General features: G+C 64.1%; 26 protein-coding genes and 1 tRNA gene. 17 read left to right on the forward strand and 10 right to left on the reverse strand.

Annotated elements, in window-relative coordinates:
* Positions 1 to 144: 144 nt before the first annotated feature.
* Positions 145 to 1,485: an RsmB/NOP family class I SAM-dependent RNA methyltransferase gene (locus FNL56_RS01640; RefSeq protein ID WP_143571283.1), complete on the reverse strand. Its 1,341-nt coding sequence runs from the start codon at positions 1,483 to 1,485 to the stop codon at positions 145 to 147.
* Between the two features lie 191 nt (positions 1,486 to 1,676).
* Here FNL56_RS01640 and FNL56_RS01645 point away from each other — a divergent pair, with 191 nt between their 5' ends.
* Positions 1,677 to 1,910, forward strand: coding sequence for a DUF1674 domain-containing protein (locus tag FNL56_RS01645; protein ID WP_143581733.1), 234 nt, complete (start codon positions 1,677 to 1,679; stop codon positions 1,908 to 1,910).
* Positions 1,911 to 1,977: 67 nt separating this feature from the next.
* The gene (locus FNL56_RS01650; RefSeq protein WP_143581734.1) at positions 1,978 to 2,550 is read left to right on the forward strand and encodes a thermonuclease family protein; all 573 of its coding nucleotides are present in this window, start codon (positions 1,978 to 1,980) and stop codon (positions 2,548 to 2,550) included.
* Here the strand turns inward: FNL56_RS01650 and FNL56_RS01655 are convergent.
* On the reverse strand, positions 2,547 to 3,947 hold the full coding sequence (locus tag FNL56_RS01655; RefSeq protein WP_143571286.1) for an MFS transporter: 1,401 nt from the start codon (positions 3,945 to 3,947) through the stop codon (positions 2,547 to 2,549). The genes FNL56_RS01650 and FNL56_RS01655 overlap by 4 nt on opposite strands.
* Positions 3,948 to 4,047: 100 nt before the next feature.
* On the opposite strand from FNL56_RS01655, the gene ggt reads away from it, so the two are divergent.
* The 3 genes from ggt to FNL56_RS01670 all read left to right on the forward strand — a co-directional run bounded on the left by ggt (position 4,048) and on the right by FNL56_RS01670 (position 8,048).
* The gene (gene ggt, locus FNL56_RS01660) at positions 4,048 to 5,796 is read left to right on the forward strand and encodes a gamma-glutamyltransferase (protein ID WP_143577421.1); all 1,749 of its coding nucleotides are present in this window, start codon (positions 4,048 to 4,050) and stop codon (positions 5,794 to 5,796) included.
* Between the two features lie 64 nt (positions 5,797 to 5,860).
* Positions 5,861 to 7,165: an MFS transporter gene (locus tag FNL56_RS01665; RefSeq protein WP_143571288.1), complete on the forward strand. Its 1,305-nt coding sequence runs from the start codon at positions 5,861 to 5,863 to the stop codon at positions 7,163 to 7,165.
* Positions 7,152 to 8,048 carry an amidohydrolase family protein gene (locus tag FNL56_RS01670; RefSeq protein WP_143571289.1) on the forward strand — a complete coding sequence of 299 codons (897 nt, stop codon included), beginning with the start codon at positions 7,152 to 7,154 and terminating at the stop codon, positions 8,046 to 8,048. The genes FNL56_RS01665 and FNL56_RS01670 overlap by 14 nt, the downstream gene beginning before the upstream one ends.
* Here FNL56_RS01670 and FNL56_RS01675 read toward each other — a convergent pair.
* On the reverse strand, positions 8,045 to 8,710 hold the full coding sequence (locus FNL56_RS01675) for a glutathione S-transferase family protein (protein WP_143571290.1): 666 nt from the start codon (positions 8,708 to 8,710) through the stop codon (positions 8,045 to 8,047). The two genes, FNL56_RS01670 and FNL56_RS01675, sit on opposite strands and share 4 nt — an antisense overlap.
* Before the next feature lie 117 nt (positions 8,711 to 8,827).
* Here FNL56_RS01675 and FNL56_RS01680 point away from each other — a divergent pair, with 117 nt between their 5' ends.
* The 4 genes from FNL56_RS01680 to panE all read left to right on the forward strand — a co-directional run bounded on the left by FNL56_RS01680 (position 8,828) and on the right by panE (position 11,940).
* Positions 8,828 to 9,430 (forward strand): DUF2239 family protein, encoded by a 603-nt coding sequence (locus tag FNL56_RS01680; protein WP_143571291.1) that lies wholly within the window; start codon positions 8,828 to 8,830, stop codon positions 9,428 to 9,430.
* A 62-nt stretch (positions 9,431 to 9,492) separates the two neighbouring features.
* Complete coding sequence (locus FNL56_RS01685; RefSeq protein ID WP_143571292.1) at positions 9,493 to 10,101, forward strand: 2-hydroxychromene-2-carboxylate isomerase; 609 nt, start codon at positions 9,493 to 9,495, stop codon at positions 10,099 to 10,101.
* Entirely contained in the window at positions 10,098 to 10,841 is a 744-nt protein-coding gene (locus FNL56_RS01690) for an SDR family NAD(P)-dependent oxidoreductase (protein WP_143571293.1), read from the forward strand. Before FNL56_RS01685 ends, FNL56_RS01690 begins: the two co-directional genes overlap by 4 nt.
* 178 nt (positions 10,842 to 11,019) lie before the next feature.
* Positions 11,020 to 11,940 carry a 2-dehydropantoate 2-reductase gene (gene panE, locus FNL56_RS01695; RefSeq protein WP_143571294.1) on the forward strand — a complete coding sequence of 307 codons (921 nt, stop codon included), beginning with the start codon at positions 11,020 to 11,022 and terminating at the stop codon, positions 11,938 to 11,940.
* Positions 11,941 to 11,983: 43 nt separating this feature from the next.
* Here the strand turns inward: panE and FNL56_RS01700 are convergent, their stop codons facing one another.
* The 6 genes from FNL56_RS01700 to FNL56_RS01720 form a co-directional block, all read right to left on the reverse strand.
* The gene (locus FNL56_RS01700) at positions 11,984 to 12,568 is read right to left on the reverse strand and encodes a c-type cytochrome (protein ID WP_143581735.1); all 585 of its coding nucleotides are present in this window, start codon (positions 12,566 to 12,568) and stop codon (positions 11,984 to 11,986) included.
* 156 nt (positions 12,569 to 12,724) lie between these two features.
* Positions 12,725 to 13,981, reverse strand: coding sequence for a PQQ-dependent sugar dehydrogenase (locus tag FNL56_RS01705; RefSeq protein ID WP_143571296.1), 1,257 nt, complete (start codon positions 13,979 to 13,981; stop codon positions 12,725 to 12,727).
* Between the two features lie 187 nt (positions 13,982 to 14,168).
* Complete coding sequence (locus tag FNL56_RS28100; protein ID WP_246661497.1) at positions 14,169 to 15,104, reverse strand: hypothetical protein; 936 nt, start codon at positions 15,102 to 15,104, stop codon at positions 14,169 to 14,171.
* A gap of 339 nt (positions 15,105 to 15,443) precedes the next feature.
* A complete protein-coding gene (locus tag FNL56_RS28105; RefSeq protein ID WP_246661498.1) occupies positions 15,444 to 16,460 on the reverse strand; it encodes a DUF2235 domain-containing protein in 1,017 nt (338 codons plus the stop codon).
* Positions 16,461 to 16,644: 184 nt separating this feature from the next.
* Positions 16,645 to 17,091 (reverse strand): hypothetical protein, encoded by a 447-nt coding sequence (locus FNL56_RS01715; RefSeq protein WP_143571298.1) that lies wholly within the window; start codon positions 17,089 to 17,091, stop codon positions 16,645 to 16,647.
* A 137-nt stretch (positions 17,092 to 17,228) separates the two neighbouring features.
* Positions 17,229 to 17,303: transfer RNA gene (locus FNL56_RS01720), tRNA-Gly, on the reverse strand.
* A 295-nt stretch (positions 17,304 to 17,598) separates the two neighbouring features.
* Here FNL56_RS01720 and trxA point away from each other — a divergent pair.
* The 3 genes from trxA to FNL56_RS01735 all read left to right on the forward strand — a co-directional run bounded on the left by trxA (position 17,599) and on the right by FNL56_RS01735 (position 19,489).
* Entirely contained in the window at positions 17,599 to 18,516 is a 918-nt protein-coding gene (trxA, locus tag FNL56_RS01725) for a thioredoxin (RefSeq protein ID WP_143571299.1), read from the forward strand.
* A gap of 31 nt (positions 18,517 to 18,547) precedes the next feature.
* Complete coding sequence (locus tag FNL56_RS01730; RefSeq protein ID WP_143571300.1) at positions 18,548 to 19,222, forward strand: LON peptidase substrate-binding domain-containing protein; 675 nt, start codon at positions 18,548 to 18,550, stop codon at positions 19,220 to 19,222.
* Between the two features lie 69 nt (positions 19,223 to 19,291).
* Positions 19,292 to 19,489, forward strand: coding sequence for a Trm112 family protein (locus FNL56_RS01735; RefSeq protein ID WP_143571301.1), 198 nt, complete (start codon positions 19,292 to 19,294; stop codon positions 19,487 to 19,489).
* A 120-nt stretch (positions 19,490 to 19,609) separates the two neighbouring features.
* Here FNL56_RS01735 and FNL56_RS01740 read toward each other — a convergent pair whose 3' ends face one another.
* The gene (locus FNL56_RS01740) at positions 19,610 to 20,830 is read right to left on the reverse strand and encodes a ubiquinone biosynthesis hydroxylase (protein WP_143571302.1); all 1,221 of its coding nucleotides are present in this window, start codon (positions 20,828 to 20,830) and stop codon (positions 19,610 to 19,612) included.
* 118 nt (positions 20,831 to 20,948) lie between these two features.
* On the opposite strand from FNL56_RS01740, the gene tesB reads away from it, so the two are divergent.
* From tesB to FNL56_RS01765, 5 genes are all read left to right on the forward strand, one after another.
* Positions 20,949 to 21,809 (forward strand): acyl-CoA thioesterase II, encoded by an 861-nt coding sequence (gene tesB, locus FNL56_RS01745; protein WP_143571303.1) that lies wholly within the window; start codon positions 20,949 to 20,951, stop codon positions 21,807 to 21,809.
* A gap of 169 nt (positions 21,810 to 21,978) precedes the next feature.
* Complete coding sequence (locus tag FNL56_RS01750) at positions 21,979 to 22,317, forward strand: P-II family nitrogen regulator (protein WP_143571304.1); 339 nt, start codon at positions 21,979 to 21,981, stop codon at positions 22,315 to 22,317.
* Positions 22,318 to 22,364: 47 nt separating this feature from the next.
* Positions 22,365 to 22,598 carry a hypothetical protein gene (locus FNL56_RS01755; protein ID WP_143571305.1) on the forward strand — a complete coding sequence of 78 codons (234 nt, stop codon included), beginning with the start codon at positions 22,365 to 22,367 and terminating at the stop codon, positions 22,596 to 22,598.
* Between the two features lie 106 nt (positions 22,599 to 22,704).
* The gene (locus FNL56_RS01760; RefSeq protein WP_143571306.1) at positions 22,705 to 23,043 is read left to right on the forward strand and encodes a P-II family nitrogen regulator; all 339 of its coding nucleotides are present in this window, start codon (positions 22,705 to 22,707) and stop codon (positions 23,041 to 23,043) included.
* A gap of 54 nt (positions 23,044 to 23,097) precedes the next feature.
* Positions 23,098 to 24,540, forward strand: a complete 1,443-nt coding sequence (locus FNL56_RS01765) for an ammonium transporter (protein ID WP_143571307.1) — start codon at positions 23,098 to 23,100, stop codon at positions 24,538 to 24,540.
* The last annotated feature ends 183 nt before the right edge of the window (positions 24,541 to 24,723 follow it).

The following is a 24,723-nucleotide window of genomic DNA, read 5'->3' on the forward strand; positions in this document are numbered from 1 at the left end:
GAGCGACCACGCGCGCCTTTGGACGAGGGATATCGGGATAAGAACAATTTGTTGCGAATCCCTTTTATCCGGAAACGCGCCGAGCGCACACTATAAGACCATCACCGGTGGAACTTGGCAAAATCAGCCGATAGACCTGCGGAATCAGGATTTAACCAGCCGCGCCGCATAGAAACCGTCGAGCCCGGCCAGCCGCGGATCGGCGTGCGGCAGGTGGCTGGGCAGCGTGCGCAGGTCGCCGTCCGCCGTGACGATGTCGGTCAGACCCGCGACCTCGCTGGCATCGACCGGCGCGCGTTTCAGGCTGGGATCGGCATCGAGCAAAGCGGCGACCGCGTGTTCGCCTTCTTCAGGTTCCAGCGAACAGGTGCAATAGACCAGAGTTCCGCCGGGTTTCAGCATGGTCACGGCCTTCTGCAGCAAGCGGCGCTGCAGCGCGGTAAGCAAAACAATATCGGATTCCTGCTTCAGCCAGGCGACATCGGGATGCCGGCGGATGGTGCCGGTGGACGAGCAGGGCGCATCGACCAGCACGCCGTCAAAGCCCTCTCCGGGATATTCGGTGCCGTCGGAAATCACGGTCTCGGCCTGCAGCGACAGCCGGCTGAGGTTTTCCCGCAGCCGCGCGATCCGGTTGTGCGAGCGATCGACCGCGGTGACCTCGGCGCCGGCGTGGATCAATTGCGCGGTCTTGCCGCCCGGGGCAGCACAGAGGTCGAGCAGGCGCTTGCCCTTGATGTCGCCGAACAGCCGCGCCGGAAGTGCTGCGGCGGCGTCCTGCACCCACCACTGGCCGTCGGAGAAGCCCGGCAGCATGGTCACCGAGCCCTGCAGCAGCGTACGCACCGAGCCAGTCGGCAGCACCTCGCCGTGCAGCCGCGTTGCCCAGGCCTCGACCTCGGATTTCACCGTGAGGTCGAGCGACGGCTCATGGCCGAGCGCTTGCGCGATGTCGCGCGCGACGGCCTCGCCATAATTCGCGTTCCAGCGCGCCATCAGCCACGCCGGCACGTCGAGCGTCTGCGCGGCGATCTCGTCAATCAGCGGCTGGCCCTCGCGGGCACAGCGGCGCAGCACGGCATTGACGAGGCCGGCATATTTCGCCGCCCGGCGGTCGGACTGCACCATCCGCACCGACAGATCGACGGCGGCGTGATCGGGAACATCCATCCAGAGAATCTGCGCAGCGCCGATCATCAGCGCGCTTTGCGCGCGCGGCGCGTCCGTCGGGATGCCGCGATCGAGCATCCGCGACAAGACGTGGGTGAGCGTGCCCATGCGGCGCAAGATCGTCGCCACCAGCCGGCGCATCAAGGCGCGGTCGCGGTCCGACAGCGCCTTGAGGCCGGGATGCGCCGCAGCCCCCTCGAGCTGGTCATCGAGGGTGCGGCGCTTGTGCAGCACGCCATCGAGAATATCGGCCGCAATGCGACGCGCGGCGAGGCCGGGCACCTCGGTGGGCGGGGCGTATCTGACTTGCGACATGCAAAACTTCACGAAAGAGGATCAATATCATCAGCGCGGGCCGGCCTGCGCGCGCCAGCGAGCAAAAATTTACTCGCATGCGAATATGCCAAATGTAAGAATCGCCTTTATATACATATCGTACACGGTGGGCTTCACTATTTCTGAGCGATAAGGCATCGCCTGATACTCCGCACACGGCAGGAACCGAGATGACCGACACTTCCCACGACTCATCCAGCAACCCGGCGCAGGCGGCCGAACCGGAACCCGCGCCGAAGAAAATACTGTCGCCCGCCGCGCAGCGCGCGCTGACCGAAGCCGAAGCGCGCCACGTCGCCAAAGGAGATCCCGAGAGGCTGGCGAAGGAGCTGCAAGGCCCCGCCGGGCCGGAGCCGACACGTTACGGCGACTGGGAACGCAAGGGCATCGCGTCGGATTTTTAGACGCACAACCATCCTCCCCGGATATTAACGACGGAGTTCCGACTGCCCTTCCAACGAGACCCGATAGATGGCTCGGTCGTCCCACATCCATTCGTCGTCGCCCTGGCGCCGACGCTTTTCCGCGGCGCTGCCGTGGGTGTTCGTGCTCGGCATGGCGGCGGGCGCGATGCTGCCGGTCAAGCGCTGGGTGAGCGGGCCGGCCCCCTCGACGCAGGAGTGGAACACGCCGGCGGCGCGCGACGCCGACGCCATCGTGAGACGCGCCGGCAATACCGCCGCGCCGCAAGCGGTCGATGTGCTGCATGGCATCGACGGTGATACCTTCGCCGCGCGCGTTCATCTGGAAGCCGGCATCGATCTGACGACCCGAATCCGGCTGCGCGGCATCGACGCACCGGAGCTGAAGGGACAATGCGCGCAGGAGGTCCGGCTGGCGGAAGCCGCCGGCGACGCGCTCAACAAGGTGCTGCGCGAAGGCGGCGTGACGATCTTCAATATCGGCCCCGACAAATATCCCGGCCGCGTCGTCGCCGACGTCGCCACAAGGCGCACACCGAATGTCTCGGCGGTCTTGCTCGGCAGCGGCCATGTCCGCAGCTATGGCGGCGGCCATCGCAGCGGGTGGTGTGGTTCGCGCTAGATCACGACCGGCTTGACCCGTACCCGCGACAGCAGGACGAGGCCGGCAACAAAGAACAGCACCAGCACCGCCATGCCGGCTTTCTGGCTCGCGGTGACGGCGGTGACGATGCCGATCAAGAGCGGGCCCATGAACGACGTCACCTTGCCGGTCAGCGCAAACAGCCCGAAGAATTGCGCGATGCGATCGCGCGGCGCCATCCGGATCAGCAACGTGCGCGAGGCCGCCTGCAGCGGGCCACCGGCCATGCCGATAAGGCAGCCGAGTACGAGATAGGCCTGTTCCGCAGGTGCCGCGAACAGCCCGCCACCCGGCGCCGGCGGCGTCACGCTCCAGAACAGGATACGGTCCTTGTCGATGCACAACATGCCGACGATAGAAAGTAGCAGCACCGACATGCTGCCGGCGATCACGCGCTTGGGGCCCAGCCGGACGTCGAGCCGGCCGCCGAGAAAGGCGCCCACCGTGCCGGCCAGCGCCAGTGTGATACCGAAAGTGCCAATCTGGATCGTATTCCAGCCGAAGGTGCCGGCCGCATAAATGCCGCCGAAGGCAAACAATGATACCAGCCCGTCGGTGTAGATCATGTTGGCGATCAGGAACGCCATCATCGAGCGATGCTGCGGCAATTCAAGCAACGTCTGGCGCAAATCGCTCAGGCCTTCCTGCAACGCCTTGCGCGCCGACAGCTTCGCCGGAAAATCCGGCGTGAACAAAAACATCGGCAGCACGAAGACGACGAACCACAATCCGCTGAGCGGCCCGGAGATGCGATCGCCTTCGAAGCTCATAGGATCGAGCCCGAACAGCGGCACCAGACCGAACAGGGTGCGCCCGGTCGTCGGGCTGGCGGCCATGAAGCCGAGCACCACGATCAGGCTGAGAATGCCGCCGACATAGCCCAGCGCCCAGCCGGAACCGGACAGCCGGCCGATCTGGTCGGGCGGCACCAGCTGCGGCATCATCGCATTATTGAACACGGTGGCGAATTCGATGCCGATGGTGGCAAAGCCATAGGCGATCAGCAGCGGCAGGATGATGTCGGGATTGCCGGGCTTGCCGATCCACATGATGCAGGCGCCGATCACGAACACGCCACCGAACACCGCGATCCACGGCTTGCGGCGGCCGCTGGCATCGGCGATCGCGCCGAGCACCGGCGACGCCAGCGCAATCACCAGACCCGCCGCGGCGGTGGCGAAGCCCCACATCGATTGGCCGGCGGCGGCGTCCGACGCCACGCGGGTAGCGAAATACGGCGCGAACACGAAGGTCGTGATCAGGCTGAAATAGGGTTGCGCGGCCCAGTCGAACAGCATCCAGCCGACCACGGCGGAGCGTGGCGGGTAGACCCGGGGGGTCTCATCGACAGCGTGTGCAACGGCGGCCGGGGCCATCCAGAAAGGTCTCCGCGAATCGCACGATTGTGCCATCTCGATCGCAATCCATATAGGATTCAGCAAGGTGGTGCGATCACGGCCGCCGTCAGGAGCGCCGATGCTGCTATTGAATTCGTTTCGCCGTCTGCTGGTGATCGCCGCCGTGCTGGGCAGCATGGCAAATGGCGCGCCGCTTCTCGCGCAGGAGCGCGGCGTCTACACGCCGGCGCCGCCCGGCACCATCCGTCCGGTCGCGGCAAAGCACGGCATGGTTGTCGCGCAGGAAAAAATCGCGGCACGAGTCGGCGCCGATGTGATGGCACGCGGCGGCAACGCCATCGACGCCGCGGTGGCCACCGGCTTTGCCATGGCGGTGACCTATCCGCGCGCCGGCAATATCGGCGGCGGCGGATTCATGGTGATCCATTCCGCCGTAACCGGCGAGGACATCACGATCGATTATCGCGAGACCGCGCCGGCGGCGGCGACTCGCGACATGTTCCTGGGTGCCGACGGGCAGCCCGACATCGCGAAGTCGCGCGACTCGGCACTCGGCATCGGCGTGCCCGGCACCGTTGCAGGGCTGGCGCTGGCACTGGAAAAATATGGCTCCGGCAAGTTCACGCTGTCCGACATGCTGCAGCCCGCGATCGCGCTGGCGCGCGACGGCTTCGTGCTCGATGATGACCTCGCCGACACGCTGCCTGACTGGCGCCGTCGGCTATCGCGCTGGCCGGCATCATTGCGCATGATCGCCCGCGCCGACGGCGCCGCGCTGCGCCCCGGCGATACGCTGGTGCAAACCGATCTGGCGGCAACGCTGACCGCGATCGCGGCGCAGGGGCCGCACGGCTTCTATGAGGGACCTGTCGCCACAAAACTCGTCGATGGCATTCGCGCCGCCGGCGGCATTTTCACGCTCGTCGACCTCAACAACTACCGGCCGGTGATCCGCCCGCCGGTGCGCGGCAGCTATCGCGGGTACGACATCGTCTCGATGCCGCTGCCCTCTTCCGGCGGCATTGTGCTGATGGAAACGCTGAACATTCTCGAAAGCTTTCCGATGCAGGACAAGGCGCAGGGCAGCGCGCCCTCGCTGCATCTGTTGATCGAGACGATGAAGCGCGCTTATGCCGACCGCGCACGCTATCTCGGCGATCCCGCTTTTGTAACCGCACCGATTGCCACGCTGCTATCAAAAAACTATGCCGCCCGGCAGCGCGTCTCGATCGACGTTGCGCGCGCGACGCCCTGGACCGACGCGCTCTCCGCGGTGCCACCGCGCGAGGGCGAGAACACCACGCATTATTCGGTGGTCGATGCCGCCGGCAATGCGGTGAGCAACACCTACACGTTGAATTTTCCCTACGGCTTGGGCCTTGTTGCGGAAGGCACCGGCGTGCTGCTCAACAACGAGCTGGATGATTTCACCGCCGCGCCCGGCGCGTCTAATGCCTTCGGCCTGGTCGGCTTCGAGGCCAATTTGCCCGGACCTAGCAAGCGGCCTTTGTCGTCGATGTCGCCGACCATCGTGCTGAAGGACGGCAAGGTAGTGCTGGTCACCGGGTCGCCGGGCGGCAGCCGGATCATCTCCACGGTGCTACAGGTGGTCGTCAACGTGCTCGACTATCAGATGGACGTGGCCTCCGCGGTGGCCGCGCCGCGGCTCCACCACCAGTGGCTGCCCGACGAGGTCCGCATCGAGCGCGGTTTCTCCGATGCGACGCTGGCGGCGCTGACGGCGATGGGCCACCGGGTACTGGAGCCGATGGGACAGACCTCGGCCAACTCCATCGCCGTGACGCCGGGCGGCTTGCTCGGTGCGCCCGATCCGCGTACGCGTGGGGCTGCAGCATCCGGATACTGACATGTCGGATGCCCTGAGCCGGCCTGGACGCCGGCCGTGAATGACTAGTCTGGGGAGCATCTACATGAATAAGGGTCGGCCCGAAGTTACGGGCAGCATCGACGTGGCGGCCATCGAAGACACCAGTCTTCTCGCGTTCTATCGTGACATGAACGTGCCCGAGCGGCGCACCTTCTGGGCCTGTGCCACCGGCTGGGCGCTCGATGGCATGGACTTCATGATCTACCCGTTGGTGATCGGCACCATCATCGTGATGTGGAACGTCGATCCCGGCACGGCCGGTCTCGCCGGCACCGTGACGCTGCTGGCGTCCGCCATTGGCGGCTGGCTCGGTGGCTATCTCGCCGACCGTATCGGCCGCGTCCGCACCTTGCAGATCACCATCCTGTGGTTCTCTTTCTTCTCGCTGGTTTGTGCCTTCGTGCAGAATTTCGATCAGCTCCTGGTGGCCCGCGCGCTGCTCGGACTGGGCTTCGGCGGCGAATGGGCCGCCGGTGCGGTGCTGATGGGCGAAGCGATCCGCCCGCAATATCGCGGCCGCGCGGTGGGCTCGGTACAGTCCGGCTGGGCCATCGGCTGGGGCCTTGCGGTGCTGTCGCAGGCGATCCTGTTCTCCTATCTGCCGCCGGAGATCGCATGGCGCTGGATGTTTGCGATCGGCGCGCTGCCGGCGCTGCTGGTGCTCTATCTTCGCCGCTATGTCGAGGAGCCGAAGATTGCCGCGGAGACGCGCGCGCGCCAGAATGCGACCGGCGATCGGCCGAAACTGCGCGAGATCTTTGCAGGTCCGATGCTCAAGACCACGATCCTCGCCTCGCTGGCGGCGACCGGCTGTCAGGGCGGCTACTACGCTATCACCTTCTGGGTGCCGCGCTTTCTTACCACAGAACGCAAGCTGTCGATCGTCTCCTCGACCGGTTATCTCTCGGCGCTGATCATCGGCTCCTTTATCGGATATCTGGTCGGGGCCTGGCTCGCGGATCGGATCGGCCGCCGCAACCTATTCCTGACCTTCTCGCTCGGCGCCATCGCGGTGATCCTTATTTACACCCAGGTGCCGCTAACCAATGAAGTGCTGTGGGTTCTCGGTTTCCCCCTCGGCTTCTTTGCTTCCGGCTACTTCTCCGGCATGGGCGCGTTCCTGACCGAACTGTATCCGACGCGGTTGCGCGGCTCCGGCCAGGGGTTTTGCTACAATTTCGGACGCGGCTTCGGCGCGCTATTTCCATTCCTGGTCGGCGCATTGTCGACGACCACGACGCTCGGCAATGCGATCGCCATCTTCGCCGTGCTTGCCTATGGACTGTTCTTCATCGCAGCCTTCGCGCTGCCTGAAACCCGCGGACGGATTCTCTATGCCGACGCTTGATTCAAACAGCGAGCCACGCGCCTGCCCCGGCCCGCAGCCGGTGCAGCGCACCACGACGCGCTTCATTGTGCCGCCCGGCGCGGTGGACACCCACGCCCACGTCATCGGCCTGCCGCCCGAATATCCCTTTGTCGCAAGCCGCAGCTACACGCCACCGGCGGCTTCGGCCGCCGACTACCTGGCCATGCTCGATGCTACCGCGATGACCTATGGGGTGCTGACGCAGGTCAGCGTGCACGGCACCGATAACCGCCTCCTCGTCGAGACGCTGCAGGCAAACCGCCAACGGCTGCGGGGCATCGCAGTGATCCCGCTGGACTGCCCGGACAACGAGAAGGCCGCGCTGAAGGAGGCCGGTGTCGTCGGTCTGCGTATCAACGTGCTGTATGGCGGCGGTGTCGGCTTTTCCCAGCTCGAGGACTATGCCGCGGTGTGCCGCGAGATGGGCTGGCACCTGCAATTCCTGATCGATGCCGGGGATCTTCCGGCGTTGGCGTCGCGATTTGCAAAGCTGCCAGTGCCGTTCCTGATCGACCATATGGGGCACTTCCCGACCACCCGTGGCACGGCCGACACCGGCTTTCAGGTTTTGCTGTCGCTGGTCCGCGATGGCGGCTGGGTGCGGCTGTCCGGCGCCTACCGCACCAGTACCGAAGGCGGCCCGCCCTATGGCGACACGATCCCGTTCGCCAGGCTTCTCGCCGAAGCAGCGCCGGAACGGTGCGTCTGGGGCTCCGACTGGCCGCATGTAGCGAACTGGGACGCGATGATGGGCGTCAACGACCTGCTGGACCTGCTGGCGGACTGGGTGCCGGACGACGCACTGCGGCAGCGCGTACTCGTCGACAATCCGCAGCGGCTGTTCGGCTTTCCAGCCGTCTAGCCCCCCATCGAATAGGGCCCGCCCTTCTGCAGCGCGCGCTGATAGGCCGGGCGGGCGTGGATTCGTTCCAGGAAGGCCATCACCTTGGGGTGGCCCTGCTTCAGACCGGCGCGGCCGCTTGCGGCTTCCAGCGGAAAGCTCATCTGGATGTCGGCGGCGGTGAATTCGGGGCCGGCGAACCATTCGCTCTTGCCCAGCTCGCCTTCCCAGAACGCCATGTGATTCTTGAGCTGCGGATCGATCATCGTGTCCTGCACCTTGGCCGAGATCGCGTTGACCAGCGGCCGCATCAACAGCGGCGCGCGCTTCGGCAGCAGGCCGAAAATCAGCTTCATCAATAGCGGCGGCATCGCCGAACCTTCGGCATAATGCAGCCAGTAGGTGAAGCGCAGCCGCGCCGGCGTGCCCGCCTGTGGGATCAGCCGGCCGTTGCCATAGGTCTCGACCAGATATTCGATGATCGCGCCGGATTCGGCGATCGTGTTGCCATTGTCGGTGATGACCGGCGACTTACCGAGCGGATGGATGGCGCGCAATTCCGGCGGCGCCAGCATGTTGGACTGACGCTGGTAGCGCACGATCTCGTAGGGCACGCCGAGTTCTTCGAGCAGCCACAGCACCCGCTGCGAGCGGGAATTATTCAGGTGGTGAAGCGTGATCATGAAGGGTCCTTTGAGGGCGAGAACGGCGCTTTGTTTTACCCGGGTGTTATTGACGGGGATATTATCCGGGTTTAAATAAAGACCTCAGTTCGCTCCAGTAGACCGCAGGTTATCACCATGAATGCAACGACTTCGAGCCAATTCAGCGCGTTTGCAGGCGACCGGCTGCTGGCCTCCGGATCCCTCGCGGAAGTGGCGATCGCCGTGAAGATGGCGTCCGGCACCGCGTCCACGGCGCCGGTCCTGATCTTCGACGATGCCAGCGGCCGCGCCATCGACCTCGACCTGCGCGGTAGCCACCGCGACATCGTCGCCCGGCTGCCACCGCCGGTGCAGCCGGCGGCGCCGACGGCGCCGGAGGCGCGCGGGCGCGGCCGGCCGAAGCTCGGCGTGGTGGCGCGCGAGGTGACGCTGCTGCCGCGGCACTGGGACTGGCTCAACGCCCGCCCGGGCGGCGCCTCGGTCGCGCTGCGAAAACTGGTCGACGATGCCCGCCGCGCCACTGCCGACGCCGACCGGATGCGGGCCGCCCGCGACGCCGCCTATCATTTCATGTCGGCGATGGCCGGCGACCGGCCGGGCTTCGAGGAGGCCTCACGCGCGCTGTTCGCCGGCAATGTCGCGCGCCTCCAGGATCTGACGGCGGCGTGGCCTACTGACATCCGTAGCCATCTCCTGCGCCTGCTTTCGGCAGTTGATCCCGGCGAATCGAACAGCTAGGCTCGCTTGGATGACAGTCATCATATAAGGCGGCAGACAAGCCGCCAGTCAGGGAGCCACCCATGCCCTCTCCGCAATTCCTGTTCGACTTTGGCAGTCCCAACGCCTTTCTGGCCCACGGGGCGATCCCGGCGATCGAAGCGCGCACCGGCGCGAAGTTCGAGTACGTGCCGGTGCTGCTTGGCGGCATCTTCAAGGCGACCAACAACAAGTCGCCGGCTGAGACGCTCGCCGGAATCAAGAACAAGCGGGAATTCCACGCCATCGAGACCGCGCGCTTTCTCAAGCGCTTCAACGTCGCGCCCTATGTGTGGAATCCGTCCTTTCCTGTGAACACGCTCAACCTGATGCGCGCGGCGATCGCCGCGCAGCTCGAAGGCGTGTTCGAGAAATATGTGGAGGCGACGTTCCACCACATGTGGCGCGAGCCGAAGAAGATGGACGATCCGGAGATCGCCGCCGCCGCGCTGCACGCGTCAGGACTCGACGCCGCAAAACTGTTTGCCCGCGCGCAGGAGCCGGAGGTGAAGGCAAAGCTGGTCGCCAACACGCAGGACGCGGTCGAACGCGGCGCGTTCGGCTCGCCGACTTTCTTCGTCGGCAACGAGATGTATTACGGCAAGGAGCAGTTGCGCGACATCGAGGATCTGTTCGCGGGCGCCGGCAAATGACCGCGCCGAAGCGTAACGCCACCGTCGCCGTGATCGGCGCCGGCGATTTCATCGGCGCGGCGATCGCCAAGAAATTCGCCACCGAGGGCTTCACGGTGTTCGCCGGCCGCCGCAATGGCGACAAGCTCGCACCGCTGGTCGCAGAGATTGAGGCGGCGGGCGGCCGGATCGTCGCGCGGTCGCTCGATGCGCGCAAGGAAGACGAGGTCGCGGCGTTTCTGGACGACGCCGACGCGCATGCGCCGCTGGAGGTCTGCATCTTCAATGTCGGCGCCAACGTCAACTTCCCGATCCTGGAAACCACCGAGCGGGTGTTCCGGAAGGTTTGGGAGATGGCGTGCTATTCCGGCTTTCTCGCGGGGCGCGAGGCCGCGAGGCTGATGTTGGCGCGCGGACAAGGCCACATCTTCTTCACCGGTGCCACCGCCAGCCTGCGCGGCGGCGCGGGCTTCGCCGCCTTTGCTTCCGCCAAGTTCGGGTTACGCGCGCTGGCCCAATCGATGGCCCGCGAACTCGGCCCACAGAACATCCATGTCGCGCATCTGGTGATCGATTCCGGCGTCGATACCGCTTGGGTGCGCGAGCGCCGCGAACAGCTCTGGGGCAAGGAAGCGCTCGACAATCCCGACCTCTTGATGCCGCCTTCATCGGTCGCCGAATCCTATTGGCAGCTTTATCAGCAGCCGCGCAGCGCCTGGACGTTCGAGATGGAGATCCGGCCGTTCGGGGAAAAGTGGTGATTCGCTAAACGCTCTCCGCCGTCATTGCGAGGTCAGGGAAAGCCAAGTGGCTTTCCCCTTAGCGAAGCGACGAAGCAATCCAGCTCTTGCAGAGCGTGCGACTTTCTGGATTGCTTCGCTACGCTCGCAATGACAGCTTCACGGTCAAAGCAAACAACTGACAATCAAGGACATTCCCATGCGTATCCTCGTGGTCGGCGCCGGCGCCATCGGCGGCTATTTCGGCGGCAGGCTTCTGGCGGGCGGCAATGACATCACGTTTCTGGTGCGGCCGAAGCGCGCCGCCGAACTGGCGAGCGCCGGCCTCGTCATCAAGAGCCCGCATGGCGACGTGACGCTGGCCAATCCGCCGACCGTTCTGGCCGACCGGCTTAGCGACACCTTCGACGTCGTGCTGCTGAGCTGCAAGGCCTTCGATCTCGATGACGCCATCGCCTCGTTCGCGCCGGCGGTCGGGCCGGACACCGCGATCATTCCGATGCTGAATGGCATGCGGCATCTCGATGTGCTGGAGCAGCGCTTCGGCGCAGCCAACGTGATGGGCGGCCAGTGCCAGATCGCGGCGACGCTGAACGCGCAGCGCGAAGTGGTGCAACTCGCGCCGATGCAGTCGCTCAGCTTTGGTGAGCGCGACGGCGCGATGTCCGACCGGGTGAACAAGCTCGCCGCGATCATGGCCACCGGCAATTTCGACGGCAGACCGAGCGCGACGATCCTGCACGACATGTGGGAAAAATGGGTTTTTCTCGCAACGATCGCCGGCGCTACCAGTTTGATGCGCGCTTCGGTCGGCGATATCGTCGGCGCGCCCGGCGGGCGCGACTTCATCCTCGGTGTCCGCGACGAATGCGCCTCGGTGGCCTCGGCCAATGGCTACGCGCCGCGCGCGGCATTCCTGGAGCGCACCGAAGGCACGCTGACGGCGGAAGGCTCCAAGCTAACAGCGTCGATGTTCCGCGACATTCTCAATGGCGCGCCGATCGAGGCCGACCAGATCATCGGTGATCTGATCGCCCGCGCCGACGCCGCCAAAATGCCGGTGCCGAAGCTGCGGGTGACCTATACGCATCTCAGGGCCTATGAGGCGTCGAGGGGATAACTTCTTCGCCCTCCCCTTCTGAGGGAGAGGGTAAGAATGCCCCTCACAGCTGCGCGAGATAATGCGCCAGCGCTTCGATCTCTTCATCGCTGAGCGGATAGGCGGCATCGGCCATCGCCGCCCGGCCGCCGCCGGAGCGGACACCCGACTTGAAGTCGTGCAGCGCCTTGGCGAGATATTCCTCGCGCTGTCCGGCAAGCCGGGCCACGCCTTTAATGCCAGCATAGTCGTCGCCGTGGCACAGGCCGCAGCGGCGGCCGGCGGCGGCCTGCGCGCCCTTGGCGGACAGGTCGGGATTGTCGTCGGGCTTTTTCGCCGCGGGTGGCAGGGAGGCGAACCAGGCGGCGAGGTTGCGGATGTCCTCATTGCCCAATTGCTCGACGATCGGCTGCATCTGTTCGTTCTTGCGCGTGCCGCTGCGGAAATACACCAGCTGCCACTGGATGAAGGCGTCGAGCTGGCTAGCGAGCGAGGGAATGTTCGGGATTTGAGACTGCCCGTTGTCACCGTGGCACGCCGTGCAAAGTTGAGCCTTCTCCTGGCCCGCGACGAGATCGGCAGCGATCAGGGGTTGGCCGAAAAACGCACCGACGAGAAGGGTCAGTCCGAAACGAGGCGCGCGGTGCATTGACGGCATTCCCATTTTGTTGCTGTCGTTCCGGGCAGGCGCAGCGCCAGCTGCGACTGAACCCGGAACACCGACATGCTTTCGGGGTCCTCAGCCGCTCCAAAAGGAGCGGCTGAGGTTTGCTTGCGGCTCACGCCCCGAAACGACGGCCGGCCGTCACTTCGCGTAGCTGATCCGGTAGATCGCACCGGCCCAGTCATCCGCCACCAGCAATGATCCGTCCTTGGCGATCACGATGTCGGCGGGACGGCCGAGATAGCCCTGGTCGCCTTCGAGCCAGCCTGACGCAAAAATCTCCTGCTTGGCGTTCTTGCCATCGGGGTCGGCGATCACCCGCTTGATGCGCGCGCCCTGATATTTGCGACGATTCCAAGAGCCATGTTCGGCGATGAAGATGTTGTTCTTGTACTCGGCAGGAAACTGGCTGCCGGTGTAGAACTTCATCCCCAGCGGGGCCACATGCGCGCCGAGGTTCAGCACCGGCGGCGTGAACTCCGAGCACTTGTGACCCATGGCGAATTTCGGATCTTCCATATCGCCCTGATGGCAATGCGGATATCCAAAATGCTCGCCAAGCCTAGAGATCATGTTGAGCTTGTCGCTCGGCATGTCGTCGCTGATCCAGTCGCGGGCGTTTTCAGTGAACCAGTATTTGCCGGTGCGCGGATCGACGTCGCCGCCGACGCTGTTGCGGACGCCGAGGGCCACGATCTCGGCATTGCCGGTCTTGGGATCGACGCGGCGGATCTGCGACAGCGAAGTCGGCGGGATGCCGATGTTGAAGGGCGGGCCGAACGGCACGTAGAACCAGCCATCTTTGTCCGGCGCGAGATACTTCCACCCATGCGCTACATAAGACGGCATGTCGTCATAGACCACCTTGCCGTCGCCGAGCTTATCGAGATTGGCCTCGGCATTGTCATATTTGATCAGCCGGTTGATATCGATGACGTAGAGCGCGCCGTCCTGGAACGCGACGCCGGTCGGCATCTTCAGGCCCTTGACCACGGTCTTGACCTGCCGCTTGCCCCCGCTCTCGGTGATCGCATAGATGTTGCCGAGGTCGAACGAACCGACGAACAGCGTACCCTTGTCGCCCCAGGCCATTTGCCGAGCGGCCAGCACGCCGGAGGCATAGACCTCGATCTTGAAGCCATCCGGCAGCTTGATCTTCTTCATCGTCGCCGCCAGTTCGGCATCGGAGATGCCGGTCGGCGGGCCGGACGGCGGCGCCAGACCTTTCTGGGCCTCGGTCTCGTCGCCGAGAAACCAGTCCGGCGGCGGGTTGGTCCAGAACTCCTTGGTATCGGACTTGTAGCTCTTGAGTTTTTCCTGAGCGCTGGCCTGACCGATCCCGGCGAATGCAAGGACGGCGGCACATGCGAGCACGGATCGACGGAACATCGATGTCATCGTGTCACTCCCTGGGCAGCACGTTTTGGCTGCAATGTCTCGTTGGACGCTGAAACGCGCCTGCCGTTTTTCTCGGTCAGGCGGCGCAATGCTACCACAAGAAAAGAGAGCGCCAAGCATGACGAGCGGTATGCACTGCAAAGTGATGCATTGCGTCGTGTTGCAATGCGGCGCTCCGGATTGCCGCTCAGTCTTTTTTCTTTAGCGTCACAAAGATTTTGGCACTGCCGTGATTGTTGCGATAGAGGCGATCATACAGCAGCGGTAGGCCAATGACCGCGTCGTTGACGAAGACGAACAACTCGCCGTCCCGCGTTGGCCGCATCGGAAACTCGATCTTCGACGCCGTCGGGTCATAAATATAGAACGCTTCCTCACCGCCGGTCCGGCCGTAGCGCACCACGACCTCGAACCAGTCCTGAAACAATTCGCGGCGCAGCGGAACGGCGGCAATGAAGAGCAATTTCTGCATCCAGTTGGCGGCCTCCCATGGAGAATCGCCCGGCTCCACCGGGATGCCGCCATCGTCCCACGCGGTGGGTGCCATCTCGATGACATAGCGCTCCCGAGCGGTCAGCATGACCCCCGTCGCATGGCAGAGCTCTTTGGTGTGGAATGCGTTCGGCAGTTCGACTTTGACGCCGGGCTTCAGCGCCACAAGGCTGGCTTGCGGCGTCTCCTTGCAGGTGGCGCCCCAGACATCCTGAATGTTGAACAGCAGGTGGCTGGCAACGGCCAATCCGATGTAGACAAAGAAGATGGCGAACACCGCCGGGGCAATTCGCGACTTGAGGGTCACGAGCGTCGTTTCGTAGGCCGGGCTGCTGCGCAGCCTGTACAGCAGATTGTTCGGCAGTCCTTGCGGCGCACCGGGTAGCTTGCGCCAGATTGCGCTCATCTTGCCATTCGTGGTCGCTGCAATGCGTCCGCCGAGCAACAGCAGCCCCGCCACCAGCAATGCCGAAACCAGGAACAGACCGGGCTCGCGGGAGTAGCCGTCGAACCAGAAGCGCAGATGCGAAGGCAGGAAGCCCTGGATCACGCGCAGGATGTCGGACACCCAACGAAACCGGCTCGTCAATTCATCGACCGGCTGGGCATTGCGCACCAGCGGAAACAGCAACAGCCACAGCGTCGCGGCGAGGGTCAGGAAATACACCGCCCGCCGTTTCCAGATTTCGTTCCAGATATGCTCCTGCGCTTCCGCGCGATCTGCGGCGGCAGCATTGTCCTCGAAGGCACGTGTCGCCGCTGGAATCCTGAACTGATCCGGCGTGACGATCTCGCCATTGTCCCTGACGACGTCGTACAGCGGCGGCAGGCCTACGGGGGCATAGGCATGGGCGTTGTTTTCGATGCGTTTGAAAACGCTCTCGTGAATCTTGGCGCGACCGACCTCGACCTCGTCGCCTTCGCCCTTGCTGGAGTCCGGATAGAATCCCGGAACGAGTTTTCGCGGACCTTAGCGATGGTAGCCGCCAAGTCCCTTACGCGGATCGTAGAGCCGGCCGTCCTTGTCGCGCTTCGCGATGGCATTCTTGAACGTATCGGGGTCGGCCCGCATGACATCGGCGTCGGGCGGTGCGTCGATGTGATCGGACTTGAACTTCAAGCCGCTACGCCTGGCCTCGCCGAGCATCCAGAAGAACGAAAGATAGGCCAGGGAATCATCGGGATAACCGCCCCCGACATTCGAGTGCACGCCGGGAAACCAGACCTGCGTAATGCGCTCGTCCTCGATCGAACGACGCTCGGTCAGCCTGCGGGTCTTCGGATTTTCGTCGGTCTCATCCCATAGCTGCGGATGAAACGTGGTCCGTTCTTCGTCGAGCGCCAGCGCCTGACAAGCCCTCGCCACGCTTTGGCTGAGCTTGTCGCCGGGCAATTCGATGGGCCACAGATACTCATGAACGCCATCGTTCATTTCCTTGATCGGCAGGCCATAGGCGGAGACCGTGTCCCACACGCCGATGAACTCGATCTTGATGTTGCTGCGGATGTTCGCCGGCGGATAGTGCGGCCCGAACAGGTTACGCAGAAATTGATACGGACGTTCGAGGCGCAGGTTTTCGTAGCGCTGCTTCCGATAGGCCCGATAGGCTGCGCTTGCGAGACTATGCAGTTCGGCTTCTGTATCAGCCCGCACCAAGCCCTGATTGGTGATCAATCCCATCACAATGCGGATGGTGAAGGCGCCGCGGCTGAACCCGAAGCCGTATAATTTATCGCTTTCATCGCGATAATTACGACAGGCAAATTTATAAAGCTCGATCACATTGCGGCGCAGCCCGAAACCGAAGGCGCCGCCGAGAATGGCCAACGGCTTGAATGAAGACGTGCCGACGCCGTCATCGTAATAGGCGACCTGATCCGACCCCGACAGGTCGAGCGCCTCAAAAGTGCGCCAGACGTTGGTGCGCCACACCTTGCCTGCGGAATTGCCGGTGCCATCCGATAGCAGGACGATGCTTCTGCCCATCGATGCGCTCCCCCGAACGACAAAAAAGGCTGCCGGCCGCAGAGAATTGCGCCACAAAATCAGAAATTCAACCTAAAAGTGTTTTTAGACCCGAAATCGCGTACATGGAAGCGCTCCCGGCAATCGATCAGGGCGCGCGTCGCTGCGATGTCATGCATTGAACGACGCACCACCGCCGTCGCCGCTACAGCATCCCCTGGCTGAGATATTTCCAGGCCACGGCGAGAACGATCAGGCCGATGAAGATCAGCGCCACCGGCAGTTTCTTTTTCTCGGGCTTGGGCGGCGGCTGCTTGATCTTGCGGAACGGGGTGACGTTGTCGCCACCGAGATCGTCGGGCATGGGTCTGGCTTTCGGCGCGGTGGGGGGAATGGGGGCCGTGCCGGTGCCGCCCATGCGGGAGTAATAGCTCCGGTACACGAGCTGAATGGTGGTTTCGGCGGCAGCGGCCTCGGCCACCTTGCCGCGCGCCAGCAGCGCCAGATAGCCCGCAAAGAAATCCTGCGATTGCTGCGGCAGCGCATCGATGCTGTTGAGCTTGGCCATCATCAACCAGGTCGCAAAGTCGGCGCGCGCCTCGTCATGGGCTCGCCGGGCAATCTCGAGGTTGGAATCCGTTTTAGCCGGCATTGTCAGGTCCCGCACCCAGTGAGGACGGCGATTGTCTGCCCAACGCCCGGCGATTTCAAGCGAGCGTGAGCCCCCACCTACGACAAGGCCGCCTTGCGGCGGCCTGTCATCGTACGAAATATCGAGCCAAGAAATTCTGGAGCGGGCGAAGGGATTCGAACCCTCGACCCCGACCTTGGCAAGGTCGTGCTCTACCACTGAGCTACACCCGCATCCGAGAAGCTGGACAACGCTTGCGCGCCGTCAACGCGCAGACCTATGCCAAATGCTGGCGGCGAATGCAACAGCCAGACTTCAAGCCGGGAAAACCGGGGTAAATCGCTGCAGCAACGGGATTCTGCGCCGAATTTGCATCGAATCACCCCGCAAACAGCAGATTCGCGCCGGTTGGAGCGATTTGGCGGGTGCGCGGTGATGGCGCCCGATTGCAAAATGCTGCCGCGAACGCCATTTAATTCGTCAGGCCGTCGAGGCGGTCCCTATTTTCCGACATCGGGTGAGGTTCACGTGACCATATTGGAACAAAGCGGCGCAGCGCCGCAGGCAGCGGCCGGTCTCATCAAGGAGACGACCACGCAGAGCTTCGTGAAGGACGTGATCGAGGAATCCAAGATCCAGCCGGTGCTGATCGACTTCTGGGCGCCGTGGTGCGGTCCGTGCCGGACACTGACGCCGATCATCGAGAAGGCCGTCACCGCCGCAAAGGGCAAGGTGAAGCTGGTCAAGATGAACATCGACGAATATCCCGAAATTCCCGGCCAGATGGGAATTCAGTCGATTCCGGCCGTGATTGCCTTCGTCAACGGCCAGCCGGCGGATGGCTTCATGGGCGCGGTGCCGGAGAGCCAGGTCACCGCCTTCATCGACAAGCTGACGGCGGGCATGCCCGGCGCGGAACCCACCGCCGCCGAACTGCTGCAGGAAGCAGAAGCCATTCTGGCGGAGGGCGATCCGGCCACCGCCGCCTCGATTTATGGCGAGATCATCGCGGCCGACGCGGCCTCGGTGCAAGCGTTGGCAGGCCTGGCGCGTTGCTATGTCGAGACCGGCGCGCTCGAGCAGGCACGGCAGACGCTGGAGCTGGTGCCCGCCGCGCAGCGCGAGGATGCTGCCGTCAAGGCCGTGCAGGCCAAGATCGACCTGATCGATCAGGCCTCGGCCCTCGGCCCGGTCACCGAACTGGAGCAAAAAGTCGCCGCCGATCCGCTCGACCACCAGGCGCGTTTCGATCTTGCCATCGCGCTCAACGCGGCCAACAAACGCGACGAGGCGATCAGCCATCTGCTGGAAATCTTCAAGCGTGACCGCAAGTGGGACGACGACGGCGCCCGCAAGCAGCTGATCCAGTTCTTCGAAGCGTGGGGGCCGACTGACGAAGCTACCCTCGACGGACGCAAGCGGCTCTCCACCATCCTGTTCTCGTAAAGCACCCCCTTTGGCCAGATCGGAACCGGACATGCCCATCAATGCCGACTATCAGGGACCCTCAGACCTTCCCGAGGTGATCCCGGTGTTTCCGCTGCCGGGCGCGCTGTTGCTGCCGCGCGGCCAGATGCCGCTCAACGTGTTCGAAGAGCGCTATCTGGCGATGATCGATGATTCGTTTCGCGACGGGCATCGGCTGATCGGCATGATCCAGCCCGATATGTCGCACTCGCCGGACGAGGAGCACCCGAAGCTGTTCAAGGTCGGCTGCGTCGGCCGCATCACCCAGCTCGCCGAATCCGGTGATGGCCGCTACATCCTCGAACTCACCGGCGTCGCGCGCTTCAAGGTGAAGGACGAGCTGACCGTGCTGACCGCCTATCGGCAGTGCAAGGTCGACTACTTCCCGTTCATCGACGACTTTACTGCGCGCAAGGGCGAGGACGACGTCGATCGCACAGCGCTGCTGGCGGTTCTGACGGACTTCCTCAAGGCCAACGATCTCAAGGTGGACTGGGACGGCATCGAGAACGCGCCGAACGAGGCGCTGGTCAACGCGCTGGCCATGATGTCGCCCTACGGCACGCCGGAAAAACAGGCAATGCTGGAAGCCCCCGACCTCAAGACGCGGGCCGAGATCCTGATCGCCGTCACCGAGATGGATCTGGCCAAGAAGCGCACGTCGGGCGATCCCGGCCTGCAATAAAACGGCGATGGTCCGCGCCACACTGTCTTGCTACCATGACCACCTGATCGACCGCCTGCCGGAGCCACCATGACCACATCCGCCGAACGCCCCAATGCCAGCGTCGATCGCAAGCTGCTGGAGATCCTGGTCTGCCCGCTCACCAAGGGCGCGCTGGAATACGACGCCGACCGCCAGGAGCTGATCTCCCGCAAGGCCAAGCTCGCCTACCCGATCCGCGACGGCATCCCGATCATGCTGCCGGAAGAAGCGCGGAAGATTGACTGAGCTTTCGTAGCCCGGATGCAGCGAGGCGCAATCCGGGACCGGCCGATCAACACAAAGGCCGCCCGGGATTGCGTCGCCGCGCGCGATGCGCGCGCCGACTTCATCCGGGCTACAAAGCTGCTACAGCGCCTCGCCCTTCAGCAGCCGCGGGATTTCGCCCGACAGTCCCGCCGCTTGGCGGATGAACACGCTTTTCAGCGGCGGCAGGCGGTCGACCAGGCCGAGGCCGATGTCGCGGATGCCGCGCAGCACGGTCGATTTGTTGGAGAACAACAGGTTCAGCGCATTGGTGGCGACGCCCATCGCCATGGTGTCGAAGCGGCGCCAGCTCTGATAGCGCTCCAGCACGGAGGCACTGCCGAAATCTATCCCGAGCCGCGCGGCATCGACGATGCATTCCGCCAGCGCGGCGACATCCTTGAGCCCCATGTTGAGCCCCTGCCCCGCGATCGGATGGATGACGTGCGCGGCGTCGCCGACCAGCGCGAGGCGCTCGGCGATGAAGGAGCGCGCCACGAAATAGCCGAGCGGAAACGCCTTCGGCTTGTCGAGCACGCGGAGCTCGCCGAGATGCAGGCCGAAGCGGCGCTCCAGTTCGGCGTGGAATTCCTCGTCCGGCAACGCGACCATGCGCGCAGCCTCGTCGCGTTGCTCGCTCCATACCAGCGACGAGCGATTGCCGGTCAGCGGCAGGATCGCGAACGGGCCCGACGGCAGGAAATGTTCCTCGGCGCGGCCCTGATGGTCGCGCTCGTGGCCGACGGTGACGACGATGCCGGACTGGTCGTAATCCCAGCCATGGGTCGCGATGCCGGCGCGGGCGCGCAGCTTGGAGCGGGCCCCGTCGGCGGCGACCAGCAAGCTCGCCTCGATCACCTGGTCATCGCCGAGCGTGACGCTGATGCCATCGGGACGAGACGTATAGGAGGTTACCGCGGTGGGGCGCAGATCGATGCCGGCGGCGGTGGCACGCGTGACCAGCTCATCGATCAGGAGTTGGTTCTCCACCATATGCGCGAACGGCGTGCCCGGCTCGACGGCGCCGGCGAAGGTCAGGAATACCGGGCGGGTGACATCCTCGAGCTGGGAATCGGTCACCACCATGTCGAGGATCGGCTGGGCATGGGCCGCCACGGCCTGCCATACGCCGAGCGACTCGAACAGCCGCCGGCAGCCGGCTACGATCGCTGTGGCGCGCTTGTCGCGGCTCACCTGCAGGGAGAAGCTGGGGTCGGCCACGATGATCGGGATGCTGTCGCCAAGCCCCTGGCGCAGCGCCAGCGCCAGCGCCAGTCCGGCGAATGCGCCGCCGCCGATGACAATGCCTCGTTGTGCCGCCATGATTTCAGGTCCCGCTGTTGCCTCGCGCTTATAGCTGGGCGAAACAGGAACGGAAACAAGGGCGAGAGGGTGGCGCATGCCGTTTCGCCCTGGCGCCGCCGCTGACGGAAAGACGTCCATGTCCAAGAGCCTGATCGACCTGCTGGATATTCTCGACCTCGAGACCCTCGAATTGAACCTGTTCCGCGGCACCAGCCCGAAGACGAGATGGCAGCGGGTGTTCGGCGGCCAGGTGATCGGCCAGGCGATGGTGGCGTCGTGCCGCACCGTCATGGGGCGCTTCCCGCACTCGCTGCACTGCTATTTCATCCTGCCCGGCGACCCCGCCATCCCGATCATCTACGAGGTCGAGCGGCTGCGCGACGGCAAGAGCTATTCGACCCGCCGCGTCACCGCGATCCAGCACGGCCAGGCGATCTTCTCGATGATGGTGTCGTTTCACGTCGAGGAGGCCGGCTCGTTCAATCATCAGGACCAGATGCCGGATGTGCCGCCGCCGGAAAAACTCACCGCCGAGGAACTGGCCAAGCATCCGACCATCGAGATGCCGGACTTCATCCGGCGCTATTACGAATCGGACCGGCCTATCGAGCTGCGGCCGGTCGAGTTCCAGCGCTATTTCGGCACCGAAATACCCGACGGCCGGATCAACATCTGGATCCGCACCGCGGCCAAGCTGCCGGACGATCCGGCGTTGCACATGTGCGCGCTGGCCTATGCCTCCGACTTCTCGCTGCTCGATTCGGTGATGGCGCGCTACGGCCGCACCTTGTTTGACGGCCGCGTGATGGCCGCCAGCCTCGACCATGCGATGTGGTTTCATCGCCCGTTCCGTGCCGACGAATGGCTGCTCTACAGCCAGGATTCCCCGAGCGCGCAAGGCGGCCGCGGCCTCGCCCGCGGCCTGATCTTCAAACCCGATGGCACGCTGGTGGCGTCCGTGGCGCAAGAAGGCTCGATGCGCGAGCGGCGCGAGTAGTCCGCGTCCTTGGCCAAATCGGGCGTCCCGATGGAGAAGCCGGGGCAAGTCGTTGGCCACGTGGCGATTTAGCTTATTTTTCGCGCGCTATGCCGATAGGATGTTCAGCAGTTTACGACACCGACCGGCCCGCGGTGCCGTGCAAAGTCGTTCAACAGGAAGTCGTTTCATGAAGCTCGTCGTTGCGATGATCAAACCCTTCAAGCTGGACGAAGTGCGCGAGGCGCTGACCGCGATCGGCGTGCATGGCATGACGGTCACCGAGGTGAAGGGCTATGGCCGCCAGAAGGGCCATACCGAAATGTACCGCGGCGCCGAATATGTGGTGAACTTCCTGCCCAAGCTGCGGCTCGAGATCGCCGTCAGCACCGACCTTGCCGCCCAGGCCGTTGAGGCCATTACCCGGGGCGCCCGCACCGGCCAGATCGGCGACGGCAAGATCTTCGTGGTCCCGATCGACAGCGCCGTCCGGATCCGCACCGGCGAAACCGACAGCGACGCGCTTTAGCCGCTGAGTTGCGTCCCACCGCCTTTCCCGCCTGAGTTGGAAGGCCTTTGGATTACGCAGAATCGCCAGTTTTGCAGAAGTTTGAGCTACCTGAATACCTCTATGATGCCTGCCTCATAAGCAGGATTATGTCGAGAGCCTGTCATGCGCTGCTTTTGAGCGGCAATGACTATTTTTTGGGCGCGACCGAATGGCGCAGGGCGGCCGTCGATGCCAAAAGCCCGAAAAGCTTCGATTTCATAAACTGTTACGGAATTTCATCGATCTGGCACGGCATTTGATTCTATCTGGGCTGGCTGTGCCCGCGTAGTGAACTTCTCCGCGTGGTGAACCTCAGTCGAGATCGCCCGACCGTGTTTTGGCCGGGCCCAAGCGGGGATAGGACCCATGAAAATTGTTATGGCGATCATCAAGCCATTCAAGCTTGAGGAAGTCCGTGATGCCCTGACCGCCATAGGCGTTCATGGTCTGACGGTGACGGAAGTCAAAGGATATGGCCGGCAGAAGGGCCACACGGAAATATATCGCGGCGCAGAATATGCGGTGAGCTTCCTGCCCAAGATCAAGATCGAGGTGGCGGTCGCCTCCGACCAGGTCGAGAAAACCATCGAAGCCATCACCTCCGCGGCCAAGACCGGCCAGATCGGCGACGGCAAGATCTTCGTCATCGCCCTCGACCACGCGGTCCGCATCCGCACCGGCGAGGCCGATGCCGCGGCCCTTTAAATCGAGCCCCCTGGATTTCGCGCTCACCTTTTTTACCAATCAGGAGTCAAACAAATGACGTTCAAGCGTCCCTCTGGCGCGGGATTGGCGGCACTCGCCGTCGGCCTGTTTGCCGCAACGTCGGCCTATGCCGACCCGACGATCAACAAGGGCGACAACGCCTGGATGATGACATCGACGGTGCTCGTGCTGCTGATGACCATTCCCGGCCTCGCGCTGTTCTATGGCGGTCTGGTTCGCTCCAAGAACATGCTCTCGGTGCTGATCCAGGTGTTCTATACGGCCTGCATCGTGATGGTCCTCTGGGCGCTGTACGGTTACAGCATCACCTTCACCGGCGGCTCGGCCTATATCGGCGGCTTCTCCAAGGCCTTCCTGTCCGGCATCACCACCGATTCGATGGCAGCCACCTTCTCCGCTGACGTCAACATCTCGGAACTGATCTACCTCTGCTTTCAGATGACCTTTGCCGCCATCACCCCCGGCCTGATCATCGGCGCCTTCGCCGAACGCACCAAGTTCGCGGCGATCGCTCTGTTCGTCCCGCTCTGGGTGACGCTGATCTACTTCCCGATCGCTCACATGGTTTGGTACTGGGCTGGACCGGACGCCATCGTGGCCGCCGCCAAGGCCGTCGCCGCCGCGACAGACGCCGCCGCCAAGACCGCGGCGCAGGCAAAGCTCGATGAAGTGATGGCCGATGCCGGCCAGATCTTCCTGTGGGGCGCACTCGACTTCGCCGGCGGCACCGTGGTGCACATCAATGCCGGTATCGCAGGCCTGGTCGGCTGCCTGATCATCGGCAAGCGCACCGGCTACGGCAAGGAGCTGATGGCTCCGCACTCCCTGACCATGACCATGATCGGCGCCTGCCTGCTGTGGGTCGGCTGGTTCGGCTTCAACGTCGGCTCCAATCTGGAAGCCAACGGCGCGGCCGGCCTGGTGATGGTCAACACCTTCCTCGCCACCGCTGCTGCGGCCATGGCCTGGATGTTCGCGGAGTGGATGACCAAGGGTCACCCGTCGCTGCTCGGCGCCGTGTCGGGTGCGGTCGCCGGCCTCGTCGCCGTCACCCCGGCCTGCGGCTTCGCAAGCCCGATGGGTGCGCTGGTGCTCGGTCTGCTGGCCGGCTTTATCTGCCTGTTCGCCTGCACCGTGATCAAGAACGCGCTCGGCTATGACGACAGCGCCGACGTGTTCGGCGTCCACTGCGTGGGCGGCATCCTCGGCGCGCTGGCTACCGGCATCCTGGTCAACCCGGCCCTCGGCGGCACGGGCGTCATGGACTACGTCGCCGGCAAGATCGGCGATTACGACCTGGTCACCCAGATGGTCGCACAGAGCAAAGCTGTGCTGACCACACTGGTGTGGTCCGGCGTCGGCTCGGCGATCCTGTTCAAGGTCGTCGATGTCATCGTCGGCCTGCGCGTCAATGTCGAAGTCGAGCGCGAAGGCCTCGACGTCACCGAGCACACCGAACGCGCCTACAACATGTAAGCGCCACGAGGCTGCGGAGGATCACCCGGTCCTTCGCAGCTCCCGAGATCGGTTGCGGCAATACCCGGCAATGCCACAACCGCCGAAGGGCTCCAGCGCAAGCTGGGGCCCTTCACCTTTTTTTGGGGCGTGAAGCCTACGAAAAACAGGCATGCCGGCCCCATCCGTCGATGGTTAATCGCG

It is taken from the genome of Tardiphaga sp. vice304 (genome assembly GCF_007018905.1).
GTDB lineage: Bacteria > Pseudomonadota > Alphaproteobacteria > Rhizobiales > Xanthobacteraceae > Tardiphaga.